Annotated in this window: 10 protein-coding genes; 6 read left to right on the top strand and 4 right to left on the bottom strand. The window is 70.9% G+C overall.

Translation table 11 applies throughout. The features are described from left to right. Window positions 1-2: 2 nt before the first annotated feature. A complete protein-coding gene (locus OHT77_RS04530; RefSeq protein ID WP_328826656.1) occupies window positions 3-1,334 on the bottom strand; it encodes a glycoside hydrolase family 16 protein in 1,332 nt (443 codons plus the stop codon). 821 nt (window positions 1,335-2,155) lie between these two features. Between OHT77_RS04530 and OHT77_RS04525 the strand changes: the two genes are divergently transcribed. The 3 genes from OHT77_RS04525 (at window position 2,156) to prcB (ending at window position 5,615) form a co-directional block, all read left to right on the top strand. After that, window positions 2,156-3,652, top strand: a complete 1,497-nt coding sequence (locus tag OHT77_RS04525) for a hypothetical protein (protein ID WP_328826655.1) — start codon at window positions 2,156-2,158, stop codon at window positions 3,650-3,652. An 88-nt stretch (window positions 3,653-3,740) separates the two neighbouring features. Continuing rightward, entirely contained in the window at window positions 3,741-4,688 is a 948-nt protein-coding gene (locus OHT77_RS04520; protein ID WP_328826654.1) for a lysylphosphatidylglycerol synthase transmembrane domain-containing protein, read from the top strand. Window positions 4,689-4,760: 72 nt separating this feature from the next. After that, window positions 4,761-5,615: a proteasome subunit beta gene (prcB, locus tag OHT77_RS04515; protein ID WP_328826653.1), complete on the top strand. Its 855-nt coding sequence runs from the start codon at window positions 4,761-4,763 to the stop codon at window positions 5,613-5,615. A gap of 543 nt (window positions 5,616-6,158) precedes the next feature. On the opposite strand, the gene OHT77_RS04510 is transcribed toward prcB, so the two are convergent. Together OHT77_RS04510 and OHT77_RS04505 are read right to left on the bottom strand one after the other, a co-directional pair. Then, a complete protein-coding gene (locus tag OHT77_RS04510) occupies window positions 6,159-6,845 on the bottom strand; it encodes a phosphatase PAP2 family protein (protein ID WP_328826652.1) in 687 nt (228 codons plus the stop codon). Beyond that, entirely contained in the window at window positions 6,842-7,447 is a 606-nt protein-coding gene (locus OHT77_RS04505; RefSeq protein ID WP_443047921.1) for a phosphatase PAP2 family protein, read from the bottom strand. Before OHT77_RS04505 ends, OHT77_RS04510 begins: the two co-directional genes overlap by 4 nt. A gap of 267 nt (window positions 7,448-7,714) precedes the next feature. Between OHT77_RS04505 and efeU the strand changes: the two genes are divergently transcribed. The 3 genes from efeU (at window position 7,715) to OHT77_RS04490 (ending at window position 12,411) form a co-directional block, all read left to right on the top strand. Continuing rightward, complete coding sequence (efeU, locus tag OHT77_RS04500; RefSeq protein WP_328826651.1) at window positions 7,715-9,739, top strand: iron uptake transporter permease EfeU; 2,025 nt, start codon at window positions 7,715-7,717, stop codon at window positions 9,737-9,739. A 92-nt stretch (window positions 9,740-9,831) separates the two neighbouring features. Continuing rightward, complete coding sequence (gene efeB / locus OHT77_RS04495; protein WP_328834154.1) at window positions 9,832-11,103, top strand: iron uptake transporter deferrochelatase/peroxidase subunit; 1,272 nt, start codon at window positions 9,832-9,834, stop codon at window positions 11,101-11,103. 147 nt (window positions 11,104-11,250) lie between these two features. Next, on the top strand, window positions 11,251-12,411 hold the full coding sequence (locus tag OHT77_RS04490) for a HoxN/HupN/NixA family nickel/cobalt transporter (protein ID WP_328826650.1): 1,161 nt from the start codon (window positions 11,251-11,253) through the stop codon (window positions 12,409-12,411). A gap of 6 nt (window positions 12,412-12,417) precedes the next feature. Here the strand turns inward: OHT77_RS04490 and OHT77_RS04485 are convergent, their stop codons facing one another. Then, a complete protein-coding gene (locus OHT77_RS04485; protein WP_328826649.1) occupies window positions 12,418-13,377 on the bottom strand; it encodes a hypothetical protein in 960 nt (319 codons plus the stop codon). Between the last annotated feature and the right edge of the window lie 6 nt (window positions 13,378-13,383).

The following is a 13,383-nucleotide window of genomic DNA, read 5'->3' as shown; positions in this document are numbered from 1 at the left end:
GCTCACTGGGTGTAGGTGTAGTGCGGACTGTCGTACTGGGGTCCGTTCTTCTCGTAGGTGAACCAGTAGGTCAGGGTGGAGCCGGTGGCGATGGTGACGTTCTGGGTCCAGGTGCCGCCGCTGTTGGTCATCCGGACGTTCTGCTGGTTGGCGCCGTTGACGAGGTAGTGCACGTCGACGTACGTCGCGGGTGTGGTCGGAGTGAACGTGATCTGCGCCTGATTGGCGCTCACCCGCGTCACCCCGGCGGTGTAGTCCGGCGTCGTCGTGGTCCCGCCGGTGGTGCCGCCCGTCGTGGTGCCACCCGTCGTACTGCCGGTGGTGCCGCCGGTCGTCGTGCCGCCGGTGGTGCTGCCGCCCGGGTTCTGCTGGTAGACGGCGAACCAGTCGACGCTCATCGCGGCACCCGAAGTGATGCTGCCCGCCTGCGCGGCCGAGCTGCAGCCGCAGACCTTGTCGGGATAGGAACCGGCGATCGCCAGGTCGAAGATGGCCATGAACCCGTGGTCGATGGCCGCCTGCCAGGTCCCGACGGACACCTGGTTCTCGTTGACGGTGAAGGTCAGATTGCCGTCGAGGTAGAAGCGCAGCTGCTCCGCGGAGGTGTTCGTGCGGTCGATGATCGCGGAGTACGTGTGGTAGCCGGTCTGGCAGCCCCCGCACGGCTGGAGGTTGCTGGTGATGCCGTCGGGGTCATGGCACTCGCCCGCCCACACACCGCAGTGGAAGGTGGTGGAGTGCTGGCTCAGCGCGTTGACGTCCTCCATGATGTCGTACTCGCCGATGCTCGGCCAGTTCGTCGCGCCGACCGGCCGGGCCGCTCCGCCCATCGCCCAGAACGCGGGCCAATAGCCCAGTCCGCTCTGCGGGTTGGGCTGCAGGATGGACGCGCTCATCTCCAGCTGTCCGCCGGCCGGGGCGGCGAAGTCGGTGCGCTGGGTCTCGATGCGCCCCGAGGTCCAGTGGCCCGACCCGTCCCGGATCGCCTTGATGACCAGGTGCCCCTGGCCGTCCTGGTAGACGTTGTTCGTGGAGTCTGTGGCCGATTCGATCTCGCCCGTGCCCCAGTTGGCGGCACCGCCCGCGTAGCCGGTGCCCAGGTCGTACAGCCAGTTGGCCCGGTTCAGCGCGCTGCCGGACGAGCCGTTGAAGTCGTCGGAGAAGACGGTGGTCCAGCCGGTCGGAGCGCCCGGTACGGCGGCCGAGGCGCTGCCGCTGGTGCCGATCAGCCCCGCGAGAGCACCGATGAGCAGCAGCAGGGCGCTGCCCAGAACGAGGGGGACGGTTCTCTGTCGGCCGGCCGGCGCGATGGCAGGCGGTGGGGAGGTTGTCATCGTGGTGGTTCTCCCTGTCAAGCGTGCGGGTGGGGAGTGCTGCAGGGGCCTGGCTCCTGGTGGGGCTGGGGATCAGGTCGTCTCCGCCGTCGGGTCAACTGCCCCGGAACATGCGGGTGTTGGCGTCAGCGGGTCCTGTCGGCACGGTCTGCTGATGCTTTTGAGAGCGCTCTCAGAGGGATCATGGTTTCGCGGTGTGCGCTGTCCTCCTCTGTGTCGACGCCGCCGCAGCACGGTGGATCCCGGTGCGCGCGGCTGAACACGGACGATCCGTCATCTCGTCCGGTACCGGCCTGAGTTGGCTGCTCACCGGGCAGGGATCGCCGTTTCAATGCAGGAGTGTCCGGCGCGGCCCTTCGTGCGTCAATGGCTTCAACGTGATCCGTTGAAAAGCAGAACTACTGACGACGCTCTTTGGAGCCCCGGAACTGGTCCGAACCAAGCTCCGCCGAACCGTGGAGCGCTCTCCGGCGATCGGTCGAGCGCGACCCCGTCCCGTTGAACTGCGGTTCTGTGCCGACAGCGCCGGAGGGGCGGTCCGGTCGTCCGGGCGACGACCTTCGATGGCGCCCGCGGACCTCGCGCAGCGGCTTCAGGAGTCGAAGGTGCCGAGGAGGTGCGGAGCCCGACGGGAGCCGGCAAGCCACGCCGCGAACGGGTCGCCGCCGACGGGGTCCGTCATTCGCTTGGCTGAATCAGAGCCACCGGTCACGCCCGTCGCGCGGTAATTTGTCCGTGTTTCCACAGGCTCCCGACTTCACTGCTACTACGAGCTGTAGGGTGCTGGAAACCCTACAAACTGTAGGGGGAGGGGTGGGCAGATGTCCGGCAGTGCGTACGCCACACTCGCCGGGACGCGACGGATCGGACCGCCGACCGCGTCCCGCCGATCGGAGTCCCCGCGCGGCGCGGGACCCCTCGCGGCGGTCGCCGGAGCCTTCACACTCGCCCAACTGGTGCTCGTACGCCCCGGATTGGGCCTCGGCTGGGACGAGACGGTCTACGTCAGCCAGCTCAGCGCGCACGCCCCCGCCGCCTTCTTCAGCGCACCCCGCGCCCGAGGCATCTCCCTCCTGGTCGCGCCCATCACCTCCTGGTCCTCGTCCACCCCGCTCCTGCGCGTCTACCTCGCCGTCCTCGCGGGCCTGGCCCTGTACCTCGCCCTCCGCGCATGGCGCGGCCTGTTCCCCGTCCGCGTCCTCGCCCTGGCGGGCGCCCTGTTCGCGTCCCTCTGGGTGACCCTCCTCTACGGCCCGCAGGCCATGCCCAACTACTGGGTCGCCGTCGGCGCGCTGGCCGCGACCGGCTGCTGTCTGCGCGCCTGGGCCGACCGTTCCGACCGGGCCGCGCTGTGGGGCCTCGGGGCGAGCGCGTCCCTGATGGCGTGGATGCGGCCGACCGACGCGGTCTGGGTGACGCTGCCCCTGCTCGTCCTCGCCCTGTCCGTCCGTCACCGGCGCCTCCTGGTCGCCCTCCTCGCCGGGCTCGCGTCCGGCGCCGTGGAGTGGGTGATCGAGGCCTACGTCAGTTACGGCGGCCTGACCGAGCGGCTGCACGCGGCCTCGGCGATCGAGGGCGGACTGGGCTGGCATGTCGCGGTCGCCGACCAGCTGCGCAGCCTCGGCGGACGCGCGCTGTGCCGCCCGTGCACGGGGGCGATGCCCAACCCGGCGGTCGGCGTGTGGTGGCTCGTGCTCCCCGTGCTCGCGGTCGTCGGCCTCGTCGTGGCGGTCCGCGCACGGCGTACGGCGGCCACCCTCGTTCCGCTCGCGTGTGCCGCGACGGCGGCCTTCCCGTACCTGTTCATGATCGGCTACGCGGCTCCGCGCTTCCTCCTGCCCGCCTACGCGCTGGTGGCGATCCCGGTCGCCGACGGCCTGATCCACCTGGTCACCGCGCCGACCGGGGCATGGCGCCGGGTCGCCGTGACCCTGCTCGTGGTGGGCCTCGCCGGGCATCTGGCGGTCCAACTCGCCGTCCTGGAACGCACGGTGAGCCGTACGAACGCTCAGCACCGCGACTGGTCCCGCACCGCCGCCGAACTCCACCGCCTCGGCGTGACCAGACCCTGTCTGCTCACCGGCCAGGACGCCATCCCGATCGCCTTCTACACAGGCTGCGCCTCCGCCGCCACCGGCGGCCACAACGCCAACACGTCCCGGACCGCCCTCGACCGCACGGCCCACCGCATGCCCGTCGCCGACATCACCCCGGTCGGCAGCCGCCCGCCCGCCTACGCCCACGACTGGCCCGCCCACCGCTACGGCGGCCTGGACCTCCGCATCGCCCCGGCCACGAAGGGCGGTGACGCCGGATGACGGCAGGATCCACCACTGTCCCGACACCGACGCGCGGACACCTCAGCCGCTACGGCATCGCCCCCGCCCCGGCGAACGGCGGTCGCGCATGACGGCCCCGCCCGCCCTCACCCCCACGACCACCCGCAAACGCGCCTACTGGCAGGCCGCGTTGACGCTCGCCGTCCTCGTGACCGTCGTTTGTCTGGTGCGGCGGCACTGGTCCGTTCTCGCGAGCGGCGCCGGGCGGCTGGCCGGTGCCGACCAGGGATGGATGCTGGTGGCGGCGACCGCCGCGCTCGGGACATGGGTGTCGTCGGCGCTCGCCCAGCAGGGAGCGGTGCCCCAACGGCTGCCCGGTCGACGGCTGGTGGCCGCGCAGCTCGCCGCGTCGGCCGCCAACCACGTACTGCCCGCAGGCCTAGGCGCCGGTGCCGTCAACCTGCGCTTCCTCATGCGCTGCGGGCTGCCGGTCGGCCGCTCGGCCAGTGCCCTCGCCGTCAAGGCGACCGCCGGTGTGGTCGTCCGGATCGTGCTCATCGGTGTTCTCGCCGCGGTCTGTCCCGGTGTGCTGCGCCTCCCGCCCGTCTCCCTGGGCGTGGTGGGCGCCGTCCTCGCGATCGTCGTGCTCGTGACCGTGCTGCTCAACTGCCCGCTGTGGCCCCGGTGCCGGCGCGCGCTCGGCACCGTACTGGCCGACATCCGGGCCGTGCACGCCCGGCCGCACCGGGCCGTCGCCCTGTGGGGCGGCTCGCTCGCCTTCGCCGCGCTGCACTCCCTGGTGCTGATCTGCGTCACGCAGGCCATCGAGCTCCCGCTGTCCCCGGCCCGGGTGGCACTCCTGTACCTCGCCGCCAGCAGCGCCGCCGCCCTCTTGCCCACGCCGGGCGGCATCGGGTCGCTCGACGCCGCCCTGGTCTTCGCGCTCACCGAGTCGGGGACCACGGCGTCCGCCGCCGCTTCCGTCGTCATCGGGTACCGGCTGCTGACCGTGTGGCTGCCGCTGATCCCGGGCCTGCTGGTGCTCGGGATGCTGGTCCGGCGCAAGTCGCTCTGACCTCAACCGCGTTTCCCGCGCGACGGGTTCAGGTAGGACTCCGATATCTGTCCACGGGCCAGGGGGAGTTGCATGGCGGAGAACGACAACAGTGGCCGACTGCCGGACGAGTTCTTCACCCCCGGCATCTCGTCCTTCACCGAGTTCCTCGCCGGTCACCGGCCCGCACTGCTGCCCACCCGCCGCCCCTTCCCGGGCGGGGTCCGCGCCGGAGTCGACCAATTCCCGCACGGCACCACGGTGTTGGCGCTCACCTACCGCGACGGCGTACTGATCGCTGGCGACCGCAGGGCCACCATGGGCAACGTCATCGCCCAACGTGACCTGGAGAAGGTGCACCCCGCTGACGACTACACCGCGGTCGCGTTCGCCGGGACGGTCGGGCTGGCCGTCGACATGGTGAAGCTGTACCAGGTCGAGCTGACGCACTTCGAGAAGATCGAGGGCATCCCGATGACCCTCAACGCGAAGGCCACCCGCCTCGCGGGCCTGCTCCGCCAGAACCTCGGCCAGGCCATGCAGGGCCTCGCCGTCGTACCGCTCCTCGTCGGCTACGACCCCGCGGCACCCGAGGGCGCCAAGGGCCGCATCTTCACCTTCGACGTCGTCGGCGGCACCTACGAGAAGCCGGACTTCCACGCCGAGGGCTCCGGCTCCCCGTACGCGAGAGGCGCCCTGAAGAAGCTGTTCCACCGGGGCATGACCCGGCGCGACGCGGCCCTGACCGCGCTGCAGGCGCTGTACGACGCGGCCGACGACGACTCGGCCACCGGCGGCCCCGACATCAACCGCCGTATCTTTCCCATCGTTTCGGTCATCACCGAGGACGGTTTCGAACGGCTCCCGGAGCCGGAGACCGAGGCCCTGACCCGGGAGATGGTCGAACACCGCAGCAGCCACCCGGACGGTCCGACCGTCGCACCCTGAGCGGCACGGGTGGCCGCGGCTCGGTCAGCGGACGGGGGCCGGGTTGCCGTAGGACCTGGGGATTTCGTCTTTCGGACCGTCCCAGAAGGGGAACCGCGTTGGCCGGTGTCATAGGAACAGTCGAGGGGTCCCGCATCTGGTCGCATCCGGCGCTCGGGCTGCACGCCGTCGTCGATGCCGCCGGAGCGGTCCGGCTGGGCGAGCCCGGCCGGGACCGGGGCAGCCTGGTGCCGCTCGTCGAGGTCACCGCCACGGGGCACGGGCGCATGTGGTCGGGGGAACGCTTCGTCGAGACGGTCATCGGTGACCGTCTGACCTATCGCGACCACGAGACCGTGCGAGACGGGGACAGCGACCGTACGACGATCAGGCTCACGGACCCCGTGACCGGACTGCTCGCCGAGGTCACCCTGGAGACGGCCGCCGACGCGGGCTTTCTGCGCTCGCGGGTGCGGCTGGTCAACGAGGGCCGCCCTGTGCCGGCGGCCGGCCGCCTTCCCGTCAGCATGCCTGTCATCGGTCGCCGTCCCCGCTTGAGCGCGGCTACAACTGGGCCCGTTCCCCAGGCAGTTCGGCCGCCTCGGATATCAGTCGTGTCGGTACCCACCAGGCCGCCGCGCACAGGCACACGCCGAGCCAGCCGATGGCGAACAGCCAGCCGCCGATGATGTCCGTGAACCAGTGCACGCCCAGATAGACCCGGGTCAGTCCGACCAGGACGCCCCAGCAGCCGACGGCCAGGCAGAGCGGGGTTCTTCCGTGCGGGGAGCGCACGCATATCGCGAGGATCACCAGCCCGGCGGTGAGCGCCGCCGTGGTGGTGTGGCCGGAGGGGAAGGACCAACCCGACGCGGTCCCCGCCCAGTTGCTCAGTGCCGGGCGCGGGCGCGCGATCAGGGACATCACGCCGTAGCGCAGGGCCTGGCCGGTGGCGAGGCAGGCGGGGGCCAGGGTCGCGGCGAGGACGCGTTGGCGTGTGGTGCGGCCGGTGAGGAGGGCGGCGAGGATCACCAGCGCGTACGGGACGACGCCCGTGCCGGTCGCGGTCAGTCCCCGGGCCAGCGCCGGCGCGATGTCCGGGCGGTGGGCGACGGACCAGGACAGGGCGTCCTCGTCCCCGAACAGCGGGGCGCCGTCGTGTCCGATCACGACCATGGCCAGCACGCCGAACGCGGTCCAGGCACCGAGGCCCGCGCTGCCCGCCAGCTCGGAGATGTCCTTGCGTTTCATGACACCAGCAGGGGTCGAAGCCGGCCGGCCGTGATCCGCCGGGCCAGGGATTCCGGCCGCCGTCTCAGCAGCGCCATCGCGCCGAACGCCAGCAGCGCGCCGACCGCCACACCCGCGACGACGTCGTGCGGATAGTGGACCCCGACCCAGACCCGGGAGAGCGCCATCGCGAGCGCGGCCACGGCGGCGACCGCGCCGAGGCGGCGGGAGACGAAGAACAGGGCGACCGCGGCCGCCGCGGCGATCGTCGCGTGGTTGCTGGGGAAGGACCAGTCGCCCTGCGCCGGACACGCCTCGAGCGTCACCACCCGCAGACTCTGGCACGGCCTGCTCTCCCGCACCGCGGACTTGAGCAGCGAGTCGATGCCGAACGCGGCGACCACGACGACCGGCACGGCCAGCGCCGTCATCGCCGCCTCCGCGCCGACCCGGCGCGCCCGCCACCAGCCCACGACCATCAGCACGGCGAACACGGCGAGCCCGTACGTCGACCACACCGACACCGCGCTGTCGAACCAACCGGGCGCGTGGTGGGCCGAGTCGACCACATCCGTATAGGCCTCGCCGTCGATCGACGATCCCTGGAAGGCGACGAGGATCATCCGCACACCTCCTCGCCGAGCGCGCCCACCGCCGCCGCGACGAGCAGGGGCGCCGGGTCCAAGAGTGCGGTCATCGTCGTGAACCCCTTCGCCAGTGTGACTACAAATCTGTAGACGGTCTACTCAACTGTAGACGATGGGCGTGAGGGGAAAGTTCCGTGGTTTTGCCCGGTCGTTGCCACTTCATGACTGATCGACTACACGCATGTAGTCATGATGGTCCGCGAAGTAAGGCATGCCTGCACTAACCAGGAGGGGTCGCACCCGATGTGGGACGACGCGTTTCCGAGTTTTCTGATCGGGCTGCGGGAGGGGCTCGAGGCGGGACTCATCGTCTCGATCCTGATCGCCACCCTCGTCCGCGCCGACGCCAAGTCCCGCCTGCCGCAGGTGTGGACGGGCGTCCTCGCCGCGATCGCCCTCGCGATGAGCTTCGGCGCCGTCCTCACCTTCACCGCGGCGAACCTCTCCGCCACCGCTCAGGAGGCCTTCGGTGGCGTCCTCAGCGTGATCGCCGTCGCCTTCGTCACCGCGATGGTCTTCTGGATGCGCCGTTCGGCCCGCACCTTCTCCGGCGAGATCAAGGAGAAGGTGACCGGCGCGCTCACCATGGGCGCGGGCATGCTGATGCTCACCTCGTTCCTCGCGGTGGGCCGCGAGGGCCTGGAGACGGCCCTGTTCCTGTGGACCACCGCCCGCGCGGCCGGCGAGTCCTCCGGCCCCCTGACCGGCGCCGCCATCGGCCTCGTCCTCGCGGCGGCCCTCTGCTGGGGCCTGTACCGCCGGGTCCTCAGGATCAACCTCACGAAGTTCTTCACCGCCACCGGCGCCGTCCTCATCGTCATCGCGGCCGGCGTCCTCGGCTACGGCCTGCGCGACCTCCAGGAGGGCGGCGTCCTCCCGGGGCAGGCCGCCTACGCCTTCGACCTCAGCGGCAGCGTCGACGCGGGCTCCTGGTACAGCACCCTCGTCCAGGGCGTCCTCAACCTGATGCCCACGATGACCTGGCTCCAAGTGGTGGCCTACGTCGGCTACCTCGCCGTCGTGATGCCCCTGTTCGTGCGCGGGGTGAAGGCCGAACCGGCCGCGCCCGCCGCCCCCGAGACACACGAACCCGTACCGGCCCCGCGCCGCCGTCCCGTCTGGGTGCTGCCGGTCGCAGTGGTCGCCGTACCCGCCGTCGTGGCCGGTCTCGTCGTCGCCGTCTCCCGCCCCAAGCCCGCGAGTTCGGAGACCGTGGCCGTCTCCGAGACGGAGTGCGGCAAGGGCTTCACCGCGCCCGACACCGGCCGGCAGGCCTTCCAGATGCACAACACCGGCGACAAGACCGCCGAGGTGTACCTCATCGACCCGGCGACCAGCGCGGTCTACGGCGAGGTCGAGGGCCTGGCTCCCGGCACCACCCGGGACCTCGTCGCCACCGTCGCGGGCGGCTCGTACGCCTGGCGCTGCGTGCCCACCGGAGCGAAGGCCGTCACCTCCGCGACTGTCCACGTCAGCGGTGGGGCAGGCGCGGTGAGGGCGGTCGTCCCCGTCTCCGAGAACGACCTCGCCGCACCCCTGAAGGCCTACAAGGCGTACGTCGACCAGGGCCTGGCCACGCTCGTCACCCAGACCCGGCAGCTCAGCGACGACATCTCCGGCAACCACCTCGCCAAGGCACGCACCGACTGGCTCACCGCGCACCGCACCTACTCCTCGCTCGGCGCGGCCTACGGCACCTTCGAGGACTTCGACCAGAAGATCAACGGCCGGGCCGACGGGCTGGCCGGGGGAGTCCAGGACAAGGACTTCGCAGGGTTCCACCGCATCGAGTACGGGCTGTGGCACGGGCAGTCCGCGGGCGAGTTGAAGGAGCCCGCGCAGCAACTCGCCGCCGCTGTCGTGGGGTTGCGCACGGCGTTCCCCACCCAGGACTTCGACCCCGGTGACCTGCCGCTGCGGGCCCACGAAATCCTGGAGAACGCCCTGCAGTTCGAGCTGACCGGCGACACCGACGAGGGCAGCGGCACCAACCTCGCGACCGTCGACAGCAACCTCGCGGGCACGCGCGAGCTGCTCACCGTACTCAAGCCGCTCCTGACCAAGGAGTCCCCGCAGCTGCTCCCCGGCGTCGACGCGGACATCGCCCGGCTGCAGAAGCTGCTCGACTCGGCGCACCAGGGCGGGAGTTGGACACCGGTCGAGCAACTGGACGGCACGGCGAAGGCCCGACTCGACGGCGCGACCGGGCAGTTGCTGGAGGCCCTGGCGCCGGTGCCGGACCTGCTGGAGATCAGGAAGTCGGCCTGATGAGCACCGAGGACACGCAGGGTGCCGACCGCACGCCCGGCCCTCACATCAACCTCCCCACCCAGAACCCCCGCAGTGAAGGGACCCCGCCCATGCCGTCCGCCGAAACCCCTCGCTGTCCCGCCGGGGCCGGTCGCCGTTCCTTCGTGCGGACGGCGCTCGGTGCCGGGGCCGCCGGGGCGGTGCTTGCGGGTGGCGCGTTCGCGCTCGCCGAGACCGGTGGCAGCGGGCGGGCGCAGGCGGCGGACACGACGGACACCGGCAAGGTGCCCTTCCACGGCACCCATCAGGCCGGCATCCTCACCCCCGCCCCGGCCGCCGCGACCTTCGTCTCCCTCGACGTCATCGCCGACAACCGGGCCGAACTGACCGACCTGCTGCGCACGATCACCGAACGCGCCCGCCTCCTCACCTCCGGCGGCACTCCCGCCGACCTCGGCGTCGGGGCGCCGCCCGCGGACAACGGCATCCTCGGACCGGACGTACCCGCCGACGCCCTCACGGTCACCCTCGGTGTGGGCGCGTCCCTCTTCGACGACCGCTACGGACTCGCGAAGGCGAAGCCGAGTCGGCTGACCCCGATGAAGACGTTCCCGAACGACAACCTGCGCGCCGCCGAGTGCCACGGCGACCTCTCGCTCCAGCTGTGCGGCGCCCGCCAGGACACGGTGCTGCACGCGCTGCGCGACATCGCCCGGCACACCCGCGGCGGCATGCAGATCAAGTGGCGCATCGACGGCTTCCAGAACACCCCGCGCCCCACCGGCACCCAGCGCAATCTGCTCGGCTTCAAGGACGGCATCGCCAACCCGGATGTGACGTCCGCCCGCGAGACCGACCGGCTGATCTGGGTCGGCGACGGACAGGGCGAGCCGGCCTGGGCGAGCGGCGGCAGCTACCAGGTGATCCGGATCATCCGCATGCTCGTCGAGTTCTGGGACCGGGTCTCGCTGAGCGAGCAGGAGCTGATGTTCGGCCGCCGCAAGGACACCGGCGCTCCGCTGGACGGCGCCAAGGAGACGGACATCCCGCACTACGCGAAGGACCCCAAGGGCACGGCGATCCCGCTCGACGCCCACATACGCCTCGCCAACCCGCGCACCGCCGCCACCGACACCTCGCGGATCCTGCGCCGCGGCTACAACTACGACCGGGGCATCGACGCCGTGGGCAATCTCGACATGGGTCTGGTCTTCTGCTGCTACCAGCAGGACGTACGCCGACAGTTTGAAGCGACCCAGACCAGGTTGATCGACGAACCCCTCGTCGACTACATCTCCCCGACGGGCGGCGGCTACTTCTACGCGCTGCCCGGCGTGAAGGACGCCAAGGACTGGCTCGGCCAGGGAATGATGGCCGTCTGACCAGTCATTTTCCCCTCCTTTGGGCAAGACCTGCCGTGGACTTTACTGACCGTTACTGCGAATGGGTTGCAGGTACGGGAGGATGGCACGAGGTTGCTCGCAGCAACCGCGCAGCCACACCCGTACCCGGAAGAAAGACCCTCCTAGATGACGGCCGCCCCAGAATCCACGTCGACCCTCCCCGCCACGGCCGGCGCGAAGCCCTCGCTCTGGTACCGCGTCCGTACGTCCATGACGCGGCAGGAGTGGACCCGGGTCGGCGGGATGGCCGCGTTCGTGCTGGGGTTGCACGTGATCGGCTGGTTCACGCTCGTGTGGATCGTCGCGCCGGGGCACTACAGCGTCGGTGAGAAGTCCTTCGGCATCGGCATGGGCGTGACCGCGTACACGCTCGGCATGCGGCACGCGTTCGACGCGGACCACATCGCGGCGATCGACAACACGACCCGCAAGCTGATGAGCGAGGGCAAGCGCCCGCTGTCGGTGGGCTTCTGGTTCTCGCTGGGCCACTCCAGCGTCGTCTTCGGCCTGACCCTCCTGCTCTCCCTCGGTGTCAAGGCCCTCGCCAACCCGGTGCGCGACGACAACTCCCAGCTCCACGACGTCACCGGTCTCATCGGTACGACCGTCTCGGGCACCTTCCTCTACGTCATCGCCGGCATCAACCTCGTCATCCTCGCCGGGATCTGGAAGGTGTTCCGCGGGATGCGCTCCGGGCACTACGACGAGGCCGCGCTGGAGGAACAGCTCAACAACCGCGGCTTCATGAACCGCATCCTCGGCCGCTTCATGAAGTCGATCACCAAGTCCTGGCAGATGTACCCGCTGGGCCTGCTGTTCGGCCTCGGCTTCGACACGGCGACGGAGATCGCGCTGCTGGTGCTGGCAGGCTCGGGCGCCGCGTCCGGGCTGCCCTGGTACGCGATCCTGTGCCTGCCGGTCCTGTTCGCCGCCGGTATGTCGCTGCTCGACACGATCGACGGCACGTTCATGAACTTCGCCTACGGCTGGGCCTTCTCCAAGCCGGTCCGCAAGGTCTACTACAACCTCACGATCACCGGCCTCTCCGTCGCCGTCGCCCTGATCATCGGCACGGTCGAACTCCTGGGCCTCTTCGCCGAGAAGCTCGACCTCCACGGCTTCTTCTGGGACTGGGTCGCGGGCCTCGACCTCAACATCATCGGCTTCGTCATCGTCGGCCTCTTCTTCGCCACCTGGATCATCGCCCTGCTGGTCTGGAAGTTCGGCCGCATCGAGGCCAAGTGGACAGCCGGCCTGGCTCAGACGGCGGAACAGCCCGCCGAATAAGGTCCGTCAGGCCCGCACCCCCAGATCCTTCCGCCACTTCACGATCTGCTTCTCCGCGTCCCCCGTGTACGACCACGGAGTGGGGGTCGCCCGGCGTCCCATCATGCCCAGCACCGCCGCCGAGATGTCCGTCGTGCCCGCGTAACACGCGGCGTGGGCGAGGTAGTTGAGGTCGCGGAGTTCGCCGGGTGGGACGGGCCCGTCCTCGCGGGCCGCGATCCAGCGTTGCCAGGTGCGGCGGACGTCGCTGACGGCGCCGTCGTGGGTCCAGTGCTGGCCGAGGCCGACCGCCGCCTGCCGGCCCTGCGCGGCGTCGAGGGCGTAGCGGTACTCCTCGACGCGGGCGTACTGCACCAGGACCGGCAGGGTGCAGCCGGCCGGTGCGACGCCCGCCGCGTCGCGGGCGAAGTCGTACATCAGGCCGTGACTGCCGTGCCAGCGGGACGAGTAGTAGTGCAGGACCTGGAGATGGCCCTCGACGCTGTACGGGTCGCGCCGGTGCAACTCGTCCCACCAGCGGGCGAGTTCCTGGCGTCGTACGCCCGACGGATAGAGGCGGGCGACGGAGATCAGGGAGATCCACGGGGTGGGGTCGTCCGGGTACGACTCCGAGGCCTGGAGGCAGGCCATCACGGCCGAGTCGATGCGGTTGCGGTCGATCGGCACACCCCGGCCCGCCGCGATGGCCACGTTGAACGCCCGCGCCGTCTCCGTCGCCGCCCGCAGGGTGAGCGCGTCGGCGCTGTGCGGCTCGGCGGCGAGCCATGACTCGACGGTCGAACTGCTCGCGCAGGCCTGGGCGAGTGTCCGCACCCGGTGGCCCCGGGGGAGCCAGTGCGCGCCGGTGTTGCGCAGCAGGTCCCGCAGGCCCTGCCAGCGGCCGATGACGATGTCGTGGCGGGTCGAACTGAGGGGCGCGTCCCCGCAGTCGGGGTCGAAGTCGGGGGTGAAACGGTCTCGCGCCATCGGGTG

The sequence above is a fragment of the Streptomyces sp. NBC_00252 genome (assembly GCF_036187565.1).
GTDB lineage: Bacteria > Actinomycetota > Actinomycetes > Streptomycetales > Streptomycetaceae > Streptomyces.
Note: the sequence above shows the minus strand (reverse complement) of the source record. Positions and strands in the feature narration are given on the sequence as shown.